We start from the raw sequence: 13552 nt of genomic DNA, 5'->3' as shown, positions 1-13552 counted from the left end.
CGTCGAAACCCGGCGTACCTAACGAGGAGATCGGTTCGTGACGATCCGCGTAGGCATCAACGGCTTTGGCCGCATCGGTCGTAACTACTTCCGCGCGCTGCTGGAGCAGGGTGCTGACATCGAGATCGTGGCTGTCAACGACCTGGGTGACACCGCGACCACCGCCCATCTGCTGAAGTACGACACCATCCTGGGGCGCCTCAAGGCCGACGTGTCGCACACCGCCGACACGATCACGGTCGACGGCCACACGATCAAGGTGCTGTCCGAGCGCGACCCGGCCGACATCCCCTGGGGGGAGCTGGGCGTCGACATCGTCGTCGAGTCGACCGGTATCTTCACCAAGAAGGCCGACGCCGAGAAGCACATCGCCGGTGGCGCCAAGAAGGTCCTCATCTCGGCTCCGGCCAAGGACGAGGACATCACCATCGTGATGGGCGTCAACCAGGACAAGTACGACGCGGACAGCCACCACGTCATCTCGAACGCGTCCTGCACCACCAACTGTGTGGCGCCGATGGCCAAGGTCCTCCTGGAGAACTTCGGCATCGCCAAGGGCCTGATGACGACGGTCCACGCGTACACCAACGACCAGCGCATCCTGGACTTCCCGCACAAGGACCTGCGCCGCGCCCGTGCCGCCGCCGAGAACATCATCCCGACCACCACCGGTGCCGCGAAGGCCACCGCCCTGGTGATCCCGGAGCTGGCGGGCAAGCTCGACGGCATCGCGATGCGCGTTCCGGTCCCCACCGGCTCGGTCACCGACCTGGTCGTCGAGCTGGAGCGCGAGGTCACCAAGGACGAGGTCAACACCGCGTTCCAGAAGGCCGCGGAGAACCAGCTCAAGGGCATCCTGGACTACACCGAGGACCAGATCGTCTCCTCGGACATCGTCAACTGGCCCGCTTCCTGCACGTTCGACTCCTCCCTGACCATGGTTCAGGGCAAGAGCGTGAAGATCGTCGGCTGGTACGACAACGAGTGGGGCTACTCCAACCGTCTGGTCGACCTCACCGTCTTCGTCGGTGGCCGGCTCTGAGACCGGGGCCGGTAGGCAACTCGACATGAGGGACAGGGCTCGGCCGGCGCACATGCGGCGCGGTTCGAGCCCTGTTCGCCTGTCCAGACTTCCCAAGGAGCCCAGCAGATGAAGACGATCGACGAACTTCTCGCCGAAGGGGTCGCCGGCAAACGCGTGTTCGTCCGCGCCGACCTCAACGTGCCGCTCGACGGCACGACCATCACCGACGACGGCCGGATCCGCGCCGTCCAGCCGACGATCGCCCGGCTCGCCGAGGCCGGCGCCCGCGTGATCGTCGCCTCCCACCTGGGCCGCCCCAAGGGCGCCCCGGACCCCGCCTTCTCCCTGGCGCCCGCCGCCGCCCGGCTCGGTGAACTCCTGGGCGCCGAGGTGGCGTTCGCGACCGACACCGTGGGCGACTCCGCCCGGGCCGTCGCCTCCGAGCTGGCCGACGGACAGGTCGCCGTCGTCGAGAACCTCCGCTTCAACGCGGGCGAGACCTCGAAGGACGACGCGGAGCGCGGGGCGTTCGCGGACCAGCTCGCGGAGCTCGCCGATCTGTACGTGGGCGACGGCTTCGGCGCCGTCCACCGCAAGCACGCCTCGGTCTTCGACCTGCCGGCCCGCCTGCCGCACGCCGCGGGCGGTCTGATCGCCGCCGAGGTCGGCGTCCTCAGGAAGCTCACGGACGACGTCCGGCGGCCGTACGCGGTGGTGCTCGGCGGCGCCAAGGTCTCCGACAAGCTCGGCGTCATCGACCACCTGCTGGGCAAGGCCGACCGCATCCTGATCGGCGGCGGCATGGCGTACACCTTCCTGAAGGCGAAGGGGTACGAGATCGGCACCTCGCTGCTCCAGGAGGACCAGATCCCGGCCGTCCAGGAGTACCTGAAGCGGGCCGAGGAGACCGGTGTGGAGTTCGTGCTCCCGGTCGACGTGAGCGTCGCCGAGGAGTTCCCGGACCTCAAGACCAAGGCTCCCGCCGACTCCGCGGTGGTCGCCGCCGACGCCATCCCGGCCGGACGGATGGGCCTGGACATCGGCCCCGAGACCGGCCGCCTGTACGCCTCGAAGCTCGCCGACGCGCGGACCGTGTTCTGGAACGGTCCGATGGGCGTCTTCGAGCACCCCGACTACGCCGAGGGCACCAGGGCCGTCGCCCAGGCGCTCGTCGACTCCACGGGCTTCTCGGTGGTCGGCGGCGGCGACTCCGCCGCCGCCGTCCGCACCCTGGGCTTCGACGAGAAGGCATTCGGCCATATTTCGACCGGTGGTGGCGCGAGCCTCGAATACCTCGAGGGCAAGACGCTTCCCGGGCTCGCCGCACTGGAGGACTGACCCACCCATGAGTACGCGTACCCCGCTGATGGCGGGCAACTGGAAGATGAACCTCAACCACCTCGAGGCCATCGCGCACGTCCAGAAGCTCGCCTTCGCCCTGGCGGACAAGGACTACGACGCCGTCGAGGTCGCCGTCCTGACCCCCTTCACCGACCTGCGGTCCGTGCAGACCCTGGTCGACGGCGACAAACTCAAGATCAAGTACGGCGCCCAGGACATCTCGGCGCAGGACTCCGGCGCCTACACCGGCGAGATCTCGGGCCCCATGCTGGCCAAGCTGAAGTGCGCCTACGTGGCCGTCGGCCACTCCGAGCGGCGGCAGTACCACGCCGAGACGGACGAGCTGTGCAACGCGAAGGTGAAGGCCGCCTTCCGGCACGGCCTGACTCCGATCCTGTGCGTCGGCGAGGGGCTGGACGTCCGCAAGGCCGGTGAGCAGGTCTCGTACACCCTGGGCCAGCTCGACGGCGGGCTGAAGGACGTGCCCGCCGAGCAGGCCGAGTCCATCGTGATCGCCTATGAGCCGGTGTGGGCCATCGGCACCGGCGAGGTCGCCACCCCGGAGGACGCGCAGGAGGTCTGCGGGGCCATCCGCGGACGGCTGGCGGAGCTGTACTCGCAGGAGCTGGCCGACAAGGTCCGCATCCAGTACGGCGGCTCGGTCAAGTCCGGGAACGTCGCCGCGATCATGGCGCAGCCCGACGTGGACGGCGCCCTCGTGGGCGGTGCGGCGCTGGACGCCGACGAGTTCGTCAAGATCGTGCGCTTCCGCGACCAGTGAGTATGCGGTAGCACGGATCCGTCGTACCCTGGCGGGGGCCGCGTGGGCACCGTCCGGCGAGCCGGGCCTCGATGGCCGGGCCGGCCGGGAGGTGGCGGCGGCCCCCGTTGTCCGTACTCGTCGTCGACACCCGTCTCGTCGGTACCCGTCGGTGCCTGTCGTATGTCCCTATCCGTCCTGTCGGTCCTGTCGGTGCTGGCAGTCCGAGGAAGTTGGTCCAGCCGTGGTTATGGGGTTCTCGATCGCCCTCATCGTCTTCAGCCTGCTGCTGATGCTGCTGGTGCTGATGCACAAGGGGAAGGGCGGCGGCCTCTCCGACATGTTCGGTGGCGGAATGCAGTCGTCCGTCGGTGGTTCGTCGGTCGCCGAGCGTAACCTTGACCGCATCACCGTGGTGGTCGGCCTGCTGTGGTTCGCGTGCATCGTCGTGCTCGGTCTGCTGCTGAAGCTGGACAGCTGAGCGCCCGTACGCTACGGCGCTGCGGGGGCGGCCTATCATGGGGTTCCGCACCGGGCCGAAGGGGGTAACTCCCTTCACTGGAAGCGCGTTGGGCCTTACGTAGACTTGAGCGCCCGGCAGCGGAGCTGCCTACTCGATGCTTTGCGGCACCATCACGCAGGGAGTTACGACCGTGGCAAGTGGCAACGCGATCCGGGGAAGCCGGGTCGGAGCGGGGCCGATGGGTGAGGCCGAGCGTGGCGAGTCAGCGCCCCGCCTGCGCATCTCCTTCTGGTGCTCGAACGGGCACGAGACGGTGCCGAGCTTCGCCAGTGACGCACAGGTTCCGGAGACGTGGGACTGCCCGCGCTGCGGATTCCCGGCCGGCCAGGACCGGGACAACCCGCCCGACCCGCCGCGCACGGAGCCGTACAAGACACATCTCGCCTATGTGCGCGAGCGTCGCAGCGACGCGGACGGCGAGGCCATCCTCGCCGAGGCACTCGCCAAACTCCGTGGCGAACTGTAGACAACGTTTCCGGCCGGACATCTGACAGGTGTCCGGCCGTACCGTTTCTTCCCCGCCTCCGAGGGTGTCCCCACTGCCCCCGGCGGCGCTCCCCGTCTCTCGGCCTCGCGACCGCGGGTCCGGCGTTGTCAGTGCCGCCCCGTACGGTCTCCAGGAGACCTGGGCGGCCGTCGCCTCCCCGGCACCCCTGATCAACTAGGTTGGTCGGGCAGCAGGGCACGCACGCAGGTACGAGAAAGAAGATGGCGAGATGAACGCGACACGCCGTACCAGGCTTCATCGGACGCCCGAGTGGAGCGCGCTCGGTGAACACCGTGAGCAGCTGGGTGACACACACCTCCGGGAGCTGTTCGCCGCCGACCCCGGGCGCGGTACCGACTACACCCTCCAGGTCGGGGACCTCTACCTGGACTACTCCAAGCACCTGGTCACGGACCGGACGCTGACGCTGCTGCGCGAACTGGCCGCGGCCACCGACGTGTTCGGCCTGCGGGACGCCATGTTCCGGGGCGAGAGGATCAACACCACCGAGAACCGCGCCGTGCTGCACACGGCGCTGCGGGCGGCGCGGGACACGGTCGTCGAGGTGGACGGTGAGAACGTCGTGCCGCGGGTGCACGCCGTGCTCGACAAGATGAGCGCCTTCGCCGACCGGATCAGGTCCGGTGAGTGGGCGGGCCACACCGGCAAGCGCATCCGCACGGTGGTCAACATCGGCATCGGTGGCTCCGACCTCGGCCCGGCGATGGCCTACGAGGTGCTGCGGTCCTTCACCGACCGCGACCTCACGGTGCGATTCGTCTCCAACGTCGACGGCGCCGACCTGCACGAGGCGGTCCGGGACCTGGACCCGGCCGAGACCCTGTTCATCGTGGCCTCCAAGACGTTCACCACGATCGAGACGATCACCAACGCGACCTCCGCCCGTAACTGGCTGCTGACCGGCCTGGGGGCCGGCCAGGAGGCGGTCGCCCGGCATTTCGTGGCGCTGTCCACGAACAGCGAGAAGGTCGCGGAGTTCGGCATCGACCCTGCGAACATGTTCGAGTTCTGGGACTGGGTCGGCGGCCGCTATTCGTTCGACTCGGCGATCGGGCTGTCGCTGATGATCGCGATCGGCCCCGGCCGGTTCCGGGAGATGCTGGACGGCTTCCGCCTCGTCGACGAGCACTTCCGCACCGCGCCGCCGGAGGAGAACGCGCCGCTGCTGCTCGGCCTGCTGGGGATCTGGTACGGGAGCTTCTTCGACGCCCAGACGCACGCGGTCCTGCCCTACAGCCACTACCTGTCCAAGTTCACCGCGTACTTGCAGCAGTTGGACATGGAGTCCAACGGCAAGTCCGTCGAGCGGGACGGAAGCCCCGTGGCATGGCAGACCGGCCCCGTCGTGTGGGGAACGCCGGGGACCAACGGACAGCACGCCTACTACCAGCTCATCCACCAGGGCACCAAGGTGATCCCGGCCGACTTCATCGGCTTCGCGCGGCCGGTGGCCGACCTGCAGCCCGGGCTCGTCGCGCAGCACGACCTGCTGATGGCCAACTTCTTCGCCCAGACCCAGGCACTGGCCTTCGGCAAGACACCGGACGAGGTGCGCGCGGAGGGCGTCGCGGAGGAACTGGTGCCGCACAAGACCTTCCGGGGCAACCACCCGACGACCACGATCCTCGCCTCGGAGCTCACCCCGTCCGTGCTGGGGCAGCTGATCGCGCTGTACGAGCACAAGGTGTTCGTCCAGGGCGCGGTGTGGAACATCGACTCCTTCGACCAGTGGGGGGTCGAACTGGGCAAGGTCCTCGCCAAGGAGGTCGAACCGGTCCTCACCGGCGACTCCGCGGGCGAGGGGCTCGACAGCTCGACCGCGGCGCTCGTCAGCACCTATCGAGAGATCCGAGGACGCTGAACCGATGTCCCAGGGGGAATGGCGGCTCCGGCCGCCGCGTAACACGCTGGACCGGCGTGCCATCGCCTGGTGGCGCACCCAGTGGCTGCTGTGGGCCGCGGGGCCGGTGTTCACCCTCGGTCTGCTGGGGGCGCTCATCGCCCCCGCCAGATTCTGGTTGCTGGGCCCCGCCGCCCTCCTGGCCGTGCTGGGGCTGGCCTGCGCCGCCCTGATACCCCGGTGGTGGTACGCGGTCCACCGATGGGAGGTGACGGACGAGGCGGTCTACGTCCGCACCGGCTTCTTCCGCCAGGAGTGGCGGATCGCGCCGATGTCCCGGATACAGACCGTGGACACCGTGCGCGGCCCGCTGGAGCAGATGTTCAAGCTCTCCTCGGTCACCGTCACGACCGCCTCGGCCAAGGGCGCGGTCAGGATGAAGGGACTTCCGCGCGAACAGGCGTCCCAACTGGCCGAGCAGCTGACCCGGATCACCCAGGCCACCCCGGGGGACGCCACATGAGCGAGCCCGCACCCTCTTCCGCCGGGTCCACCGCCGAGGTGCCGGAGAGCGGACCGGACAAAGGTGCGTACGGAGCGCCCGAGGAGGGGTGGCGAAGCCTGGACCGGCGCACCCTGCTGGTCACGGCGGTCGTCACGGCGGGGGTCGTCCTCGGCGCCGGAGTACCGACGGCGGTCGGCATGGCGGGCGGCGGCATGCCGCTCGGCGAGGTGCTCGCCTGGGTGCTGGCCGGAGCCGGCCTGGTGATCGGCGTCGGCACGGGCGGCGACTACGTCCGCTGGCGCCGGACGCACTACCGCGTCGGACCCGAGCGGGCCGAGCTGCACACGGGCCTGTTCCTGCTCAAGCGCCGGTCGCTGGCCCGCGAGCGGATCCGCAGCGTGGACCTGACCGCCAACGTGCTGCTGAGGATCCTCGGACTGGTCAAGGTCCGCATAGGCACCGGCGAGCAGACCGGCGGGGAGTCCACGCTGGAGCTCGACCCGGTCACCCGGGCCGAGGGCGAAAGGCTCCGCCGCGAGCTGCTGTCCCGCGCGACCGAGGAGTCCGGGGCGTACGGAGAGGGGGCCCTGGCCGCGTTCGACCGGAAGTGGATCCGGTACGCGCCGCTCTCGTTCCTCGCTCCGGTGCTGGGCGCGTCGGCGGTCGGCGGAGTGCTGCAGGTCAGCGAGTGGTTCGGCGCGCAGAGTCGGCTGTTCGACTGGCTGGGGGACTTCTTCCGTGCCACCACGGTGCTCGGGGGCAGCCTGATACTGCTGGCAGGCATGGGTCTCGCGGGGGCCGTGGGCGCGCTCGGCCTCTGGATCGAGATGTGGTGGAACTACCGGCTGGAGCGCGAGGCCGGCGGCACCCTGCGCGTCCGTCGAGGGCTGCTGACGTCTCGCTCCGTCTCCATCGAGGAGCGCCGGCTGCGGGGTGTCGAAGTGGTCGAGCCGCTCGGCGTCCGCATGGTCGGTGCCGCCCGGGTCGACGCGGTCGCCACCGGCCTCGCCCACGAGGACGAGGACGAGCGGACGGAGGCCAAGGCGCTGCTGCCCGCCGCGCCCCGGACGCTGGCGGACACGGTCGCGGCCCGGGTGCTGCGCGAGCCGGTCTCCCCGACGCGCGGCGCCACCCTGATACCGCACCCGCGCGCGGCGCGGGGCCGGCGGCTGCGCTGGGCCCTCGGGTACGCGCTGGCGCCGGTGGCGGTCCTGACGGTGCTCGGCCTGTTGCTGACCGATGTCCTGCTGTACGTCGCGGCGGCCGGTGCCGTGGTCCTGCTGCCGGTCGCTGTCCTGCTCGCCCTCGACGCGTACCGCAACCTGGGCCATGGCCTCAGCGGCCGGTACCTGGTGACGCGCTCGGGCACGCTGGCCCGGACGACGGTCGCCCTCCAGCGCGGCGGTGTGGTCGGCTGGCGGGTGAGGCAGTCCGTCTTCCAGCGCCGCGCGGGCCTGCTGACGCTGACGGCGACGACGGCGGCCGGTTCGGGCGGGTACAGCGTGCACGACGCGGCGGAAGGCGAGGGCCTCGCCTTCGCGGAGTCGGCGGTGCCGGGCCTGCTGGCGCCCTTCCTGGTCCGGTCTGGTACCCAGTCCCGTTCGTATGGTTGATTGCCGTATGACAACTACACGCCGTCGTACGGTGCTCACCGCTCTCGCCACCGCCGCGGTGAGCGGATCCCTGCTCGGGCCGGGCGCCGCGCCCGCTCTCGCGGCCGACGACCTCTACGCCTCCAACACGGACCTCTACACCAAGCTCGCAGGCCGGGAGGGCATCGACTTCGGCCGGCGGTACAAGCGGCACGAGAGGGCGGACAACAGCACGAGCGCGGTCGCCCCGTTCCACCGCACGACCATCATGGCCCTGCACGGCGGCGGGATAGAACCGGGCACCTCGGAGCTGTGCCTGGGGATCGCCGGTTACCACCCGGCGACGTTCGAGGTCACCCCGGCGGGCGGCCCGGTCCACGACTACTGGATGTTCGAGGGCCTGCTCTCCAGCGACAACGGCTCGATGCACGTCACGTCGTCCCACTGCGACGACCGGGTCGCCCTCTCGATGGCGGGCGGCAGCCTCAACGTGCTGAGCCTGCACGGGTGCACGGCGGCCCAGGCCGGCGTCGCCGGGTCCAGACCCGAGGCCGTCGTCGTGGGCGGCCGTAACGAGGAGTTCAAGTCCCGGCTGATCGCGGCGTTCCAGGACGCGGGGTTCCAGACGGTCGACGGGGCCCGGATCAGTGCTCTCGCGGGGGTGGATCCGCAGAACATCGCCAATCGGACGGTCCTGGGACAGGGCGGTCAGCTGGAGATCACGACGGAACTGCGCAGGAGCATGTTCGGTACGTTCACCCGGCTGGGACGGCCCGGCTCGACCAACGAGGTCTTCGACCGGTTCGTGGCCGCGGCGCGCACGGCCGTCGCACGCCTGGAGACGAGCGCCTCCCAGACCATTCTCTGACGGCCCGGCCCGGCCGCCCGGACGAGAAGCGCGGCACCCGGCCGACGACGCGAAGCCCCGGTCCGCCCGCGGCTACGGGGGCGGACCGGGGCTTCGCCCGGCCGGGGCCCGGGTCAGGCGGAGGCCGGGGGGTAGAGGTCACGGGGCAACGCCGAGGCGGCCGCCGCGTCCAGCAGCCACAGCGTGCGCGCGCGCCCCTGGGCCCCCGCGGCCGGTGCCTGGATCTCGCCCGCGCCCGACAGCGCCATCTCCGCCGCCTTGGCCTTGTCCTCGCCCGCCGCCAGCAGCCAGACCTCGTGCGCCGCGCGGATCGCGGGAAGCGTCAACGAGATACGCAGCGGCGGCGGTTTCGGCGCGCCGTGCACGGCCACCACCGTGCGTTCGGTCTCCCGCACTCCGGGCAGCTCCGGGAAGAGCGAGGCGACATGGGTGTCGGGCCCGACCCCCAGCATCAGCACGTCGAAGGACGGCACCTGGGCATGGTCCTCCGGCCGCGCGGCGGCGGCCAGCTCCGCGGCGTACGCGGCGGCGGCCGCCTCCACGTCGCTGCCGTACGGCCCGTCGGAGGCGGCCATCGCGTGCACCCGCGCCGGATCCAGTGGTACGGAGTCGAGCAGCGCCCGCCGCGCCTGGGTGACGTTCCGTTCCGGATCGCCCTCCGGCAGGAACCGCTCGTCGCCCCACCACAGGTCGAGCCGCGACCAGTCCACGGCGTCCCGGGCGGGCGCCGCGGCCAGCGCGGCCAGCACCCCGTTGCCGTTGCGCCCGCCCGTCAGCACCACCGAGGCGCTGCCGCGGGCGGCCTGGGCGTCCACGATCTTCGTGATCAGCCGGGCCGCCGCGGCCTGCGCCATCAGCTCCTTGTCACGGTGGACGACCAGTTGCGGAGTGCTCACTTCGACTCCGCCTTCTTGGCGACCGTGGCCGGGGTGGGCCGCTCGGCCGCCGCCTCGGACGTGCCGTTCGCTCCGGCGGACACGCCCGCGGCCGCCTTCGTCGGCGACCCGCTGCCCAGCCGGTGCACCCCGAACCGCAGCGCCGACGCGTAGATGTCGTCCGGATCGAGCCGGCGCAGCTCCTCCGCGATCAGCTCGGCCGTCTCCCGCCGCTTGAGCGCCACCCCCCGGTCCGGCTGACCCTCGACGGAGAGCGTCGCCAGCGAGCCGTCCGCGCGGTCCAGCTCGATCGGGCCGCAGGTGGTCTCCATCCGTACGGCCGTCAGCCCGGGGCCGGCCGAGACCGCGCGCTTGACCGGCACGCTCAGCCGGTCCGCGAGCCACATGGCGAGCAGCTCACAGCTCGGGTTGAACTCCTCGCCCTCGACCTCGACCGAGGTCACCGCGCAGTCCACCTGGTCCAGGGCCGCCGCGAGCATCGAGCGCCACGGCGTGATCCGGGTCCAGGCCAGGTCCGTGTCGCCCGGGGTGTAGACGTCGGCGCGGGCCGTCAGCTCCTCGACCGGGTGCTCGGCCGCGTACGTGTCCGTCACCCGGCGCTGTGCCAGCTTGCCCAGCGCGTCCCTGGCCGGGTCGGTCGGCGCGTTCACCGGCCACCACACCACCACCGGGGCGTCCGGCAGCAGCAGCGGGAGCACCACGGACTGGGCGTGGTCCACGATGTCCCCGTACAGGCGCAGGACGACCGTCTCGCCGGTGCCCGCGTCCGTGCCGACCCGCACCTCGGCGTCGAGCCGGGCCTGGGCGCGGTCCCGCGGCGAGCGCGAGACCCGCTTGACGACCACGAGCTTCCTCGACGGGTGCTCGCGGGAGGCGTCGTCGGCCGCCTTGAGCGCGTCGTAGGCGTTCTCCTCGTCGGTGACGATGACCAGGGTCAGGACCATGCCGACGGCGGGCGTCCCGATCGTCCTGCGGCCCTGCACCAACGCCTTGTTGATCTTGCTGGACGTGGTGTCCGTAAGGTCGATCTTCATGGCCGGCGCCAGCTCCGTCCGTCTCGTGCGAGCATCTCGTCCGCCTCGGCCGGGCCCCAGGTCCCGGCCTCGTACTGGGCGGGCCTGCCGTTCTTCTCCCAGAACTCCTCGATCGGGTCGAGGATCTTCCAGGACAGCTCGACCTCCTCCACGCGCGGGAAGAGGTTCGAGTCGCCGAGCAGGACATCGAGGATGAGCCGCTCGTACGCCTCGGGGCTGGACTCCGTGAAGGACTCGCCATAGGCGAAGTCCATCGACACGTCCCGCACCTCCATGGAGGTGCCGGGCACCTTGGAGCCGAACCGCAGGGTCACGCCCTCGTCCGGCTGGACCCGGATGACCAGGGCGTTCTGCCCCAGCTCCTCGGTCGCCGTGTGATCGAAGGGGGAGTGCGGCGCGCGCTGGAAGACGACCGCGATCTCGGTGACACGCCGGCCGAGCCGCTTGCCGGTACGGAGGTAGAACGGGACGCCCGCCCAGCGGCGGTTGTCGATCTGCAGCTTCACCGCCGCGTAGGTGTCGGTCTTCGACTTGGCGTCGATGCCGTCTTCCTCGAGGTAGCCGACGGCCTTCTCACCGCCCTGCCAGCCCGCCGCGTACTGCGCGCGGACCGTCCCCTCGGCGAGGTCCTTGGGCAGCTTCACCGCGCCCAGCACCTTGGTCTTCTCCGCGGCCAGCGCGTCGGCGTCGAAGGAGGCGGGCTCCTCCATGGCGGTCAGCGCGAGCAACTGGAGGAGGTGGTTCTGGATGACGTCACGGGCGGCGCCGATCCCGTCGTAGTAACCGGCGCGCCCGCCGATCCCGATGTCCTCGGCCATCGTGATCTGGACGTGGTCCACGTAGGACCGGTTCCAGATCGGCTCGAAGAGCGTGTTGGCGAAGCGCAGCGCCAGGATGTTCTGGACGGTCTCCTTGCCCAGGTAGTGGTCGATCCGGAAGACCTGGTCCGGGGCGAAGACCTCGTGCACGATCGCGTTGAGCTCCTCGGCCGACTTCAGGTCGTGGCCGAAGGGCTTCTCGATGACCGCGCGCCGCCAGGAGCCGTCGTGCTGGTCCGCCAGCCCGTGCTTCTTGAGCTGCTGCACGACCTCGGGGAAGAACTTCGGCGGAACGGAGAGGTAGAACGCGAAGTTGCCGCCCGTGCCCTGCGACTTGTCGAGGTCCTCGATCGTCGCGCGCAGGTTCTCGAAGGCCTGGTCGTCGCCGAAGTCGCCCTGGACGAAGCGCATCCCCTGGATGAGCTGCTGCCAGACCTCCTCCCGGAAGGGGGTCCTGGCGTGTTCCTTGACGGCGTCGTGGACCTCCTGCGCGAAGTCCTCGTCCTGCCACTCGCGACGGGCGAAGCCGACGAGGGAGAAGCCCGGCGGCAGCAGACCGCGGTTGGCGAGGTCATAGACGGCGGGCATCAGCTTTTTCCGGGACAAATCGCCCGTGACGCCAAAGATGACCAGGCCCGACGGCCCCGCGATACGCGGGAGCCGTCGGTCCGCGGCGTCACGGAGCGGGTTCGCTCCGTGGGTTGCGGTCAAGGTTTCAGCCCTCCGAAGGGGCGAGGCGCTTGAGCTCCGCCTCGGTCGACTTGAGCAGGTCGGTCCAGGACGCCTCGAACTTCTCGACGCCCTCGTCCTCCAGCAGCTGGACGACGTCGTCGTACGAGATCCCGAGCTTCGCGATCGCCTCGAGGTCGGCGCGCGCCTGGTCGTACGTGCCGCGCACGGTGTCACCGGTGATGGTGCCGTGGTCGGCGGTGGCCTCCAGGGTGGCCTCCGGCATCGTGTTCACCGTGTTGGAGGCGACCAGTTCGTCGACGTACAGGGTGTCCTTGTACGCCGGGTCCTTCACGCCGGTCGAGGCCCACAGCGGGCGCTGCTTGTTGGCCTGGGCCTTGTCCAGGGCCGCCCAGCGCTCCGTGGAGAAGACCTCCTCGTACGCCTCGTAGGCCAGCCGCGCGTTGGCGAGGGCCGCCTTGCCGCGGGCCTCCTTGGCCTCCGGGGTGCCCAGCGCGTCGAGACGCTTGTCGATCTCGGTGTCCACGCGGGAGACGAAGAAGGACGCCACGGAGTGGATCTTCGACAGGTCCAGTCCGGCGGCCTTGGCCTTCTCCAGGCCCGCCAGGTAGGCGTCCATGACCTCGCGGTAGCGCTCCAGGGAGAAGATCAGCGTGACGTTGACGCTGATGCCCCGGCCGATGGTCTCGGTGATCGCCGGCAGGCCGGCCCTGGTCGCCGGGATCTTGATGAGCGTGTTCGGCCGGTCCACCAGCCAGGCCAGCTGCTTGGCCTCGGCGACGGTGGCGCGCGTGTTGTGGGCGAGACGCGGGTCGACCTCGATGGACACCCGGCCGTCCTGGCCCTGCGTGGCGTCGAAGACCGGACGCAGGATGTCGGCGGCGTCCCGGACGTCCGCCGTGGTGATCATGCGGACGGCCTCCTCGACGGTGACCCGGCGGGCGGCGAGGTCGGTGAGCTGGGTCTCGTAGCCGTCGCCCTGGGAGATCGCCTTCTGGAAGATCGACGGGTTCGTCGTGACACCCACCACGTGCTGCTGGTCGATCAGCTCGGCGAGGTTGCCGGAATTGATCCGCGTACGCGACAGGTCGTCGAGCCAGATCGCGACGCCTTCGTCGGAAAGGCGCTTGAGTGCGTCTGTCATGAGAGTTGC

The 13552-nt window shown here is 70.5% G+C and carries 13 protein-coding genes; 9 read left to right on the top strand and 4 right to left on the bottom strand.

The window, feature by feature from the left end; genetic code table 11:
• The first annotated feature begins 37 nt into the window (after positions 1-37).
• The 9 genes from gap to ACU6P3_RS07225 all read left to right on the top strand — a co-directional run bounded on the left by gap (position 38) and on the right by ACU6P3_RS07225 (position 8961).
• Complete coding sequence (gene gap / locus ACU6P3_RS07265; protein ID WP_030753115.1) at positions 38-1042, top strand: type I glyceraldehyde-3-phosphate dehydrogenase; 1005 nt, start codon at positions 38-40, stop codon at positions 1040-1042.
• 108 nt (positions 1043-1150) lie between these two features.
• Positions 1151-2362, top strand: coding sequence for a phosphoglycerate kinase (locus ACU6P3_RS07260; protein WP_447196402.1), 1212 nt, complete (start codon positions 1151-1153; stop codon positions 2360-2362).
• A gap of 7 nt (positions 2363-2369) precedes the next feature.
• A complete protein-coding gene (gene tpiA / locus ACU6P3_RS07255; protein WP_352086174.1) occupies positions 2370-3146 on the top strand; it encodes a triose-phosphate isomerase in 777 nt (258 codons plus the stop codon).
• 229 nt (positions 3147-3375) lie between these two features.
• Positions 3376-3606 (top strand): preprotein translocase subunit SecG, encoded by a 231-nt coding sequence (secG, locus tag ACU6P3_RS07250; protein ID WP_030753123.1) that lies wholly within the window; start codon positions 3376-3378, stop codon positions 3604-3606.
• 172 nt (positions 3607-3778) lie between these two features.
• Positions 3779-4114 (top strand): RNA polymerase-binding protein RbpA, encoded by a 336-nt coding sequence (locus tag ACU6P3_RS07245; RefSeq protein ID WP_078854845.1) that lies wholly within the window; start codon positions 3779-3781, stop codon positions 4112-4114.
• A gap of 250 nt (positions 4115-4364) precedes the next feature.
• A complete protein-coding gene (gene pgi, locus ACU6P3_RS07240) occupies positions 4365-6017 on the top strand; it encodes a glucose-6-phosphate isomerase (protein WP_447196401.1) in 1653 nt (550 codons plus the stop codon).
• A gap of 4 nt (positions 6018-6021) precedes the next feature.
• On the top strand, positions 6022-6519 hold the full coding sequence (locus tag ACU6P3_RS07235) for a PH domain-containing protein (RefSeq protein WP_447196400.1): 498 nt from the start codon (positions 6022-6024) through the stop codon (positions 6517-6519).
• The gene (locus tag ACU6P3_RS07230) at positions 6516-8114 is read left to right on the top strand and encodes a PH domain-containing protein (RefSeq protein ID WP_447196399.1); all 1599 of its coding nucleotides are present in this window, start codon (positions 6516-6518) and stop codon (positions 8112-8114) included. Before ACU6P3_RS07235 ends, ACU6P3_RS07230 begins: the two co-directional genes overlap by 4 nt.
• Positions 8115-8121: 7 nt before the next feature.
• A complete protein-coding gene (locus ACU6P3_RS07225) occupies positions 8122-8961 on the top strand; it encodes a poly-gamma-glutamate hydrolase family protein (protein ID WP_344273859.1) in 840 nt (279 codons plus the stop codon).
• A 113-nt stretch (positions 8962-9074) separates the two neighbouring features.
• Here the strand turns inward: ACU6P3_RS07225 and pgl are convergent, their stop codons facing one another.
• Genes pgl through tal form a run of 4 tightly spaced genes read right to left on the bottom strand, consistent with a single transcriptional unit; the run spans position 9075 to position 13543 of the window.
• The gene (gene pgl, locus ACU6P3_RS07220) at positions 9075-9857 is read right to left on the bottom strand and encodes a 6-phosphogluconolactonase (protein WP_447196398.1); all 783 of its coding nucleotides are present in this window, start codon (positions 9855-9857) and stop codon (positions 9075-9077) included.
• Positions 9854-10891 carry a glucose-6-phosphate dehydrogenase assembly protein OpcA gene (opcA, locus tag ACU6P3_RS07215; RefSeq protein WP_447196397.1) on the bottom strand — a complete coding sequence of 346 codons (1038 nt, stop codon included), beginning with the start codon at positions 10889-10891 and terminating at the stop codon, positions 9854-9856. The genes pgl and opcA overlap by 4 nt, the downstream gene beginning before the upstream one ends.
• Positions 10888-12420, bottom strand: a complete 1533-nt coding sequence (zwf, locus tag ACU6P3_RS07210; protein ID WP_344273850.1) for a glucose-6-phosphate dehydrogenase — start codon at positions 12418-12420, stop codon at positions 10888-10890. The genes opcA and zwf overlap by 4 nt, the downstream gene beginning before the upstream one ends.
• A 4-nt stretch (positions 12421-12424) precedes the next feature.
• Positions 12425-13543 (bottom strand): transaldolase, encoded by a 1119-nt coding sequence (tal, locus tag ACU6P3_RS07205; protein WP_030753143.1) that lies wholly within the window; start codon positions 13541-13543, stop codon positions 12425-12427.
• Positions 13544-13552: the final 9 nt, after the last annotated feature.

This window comes from Streptomyces hebeiensis, from assembly GCF_052983195.1.
Note: the sequence above shows the minus strand (reverse complement) of the source record. Positions and strands in the feature narration are given on the sequence as shown.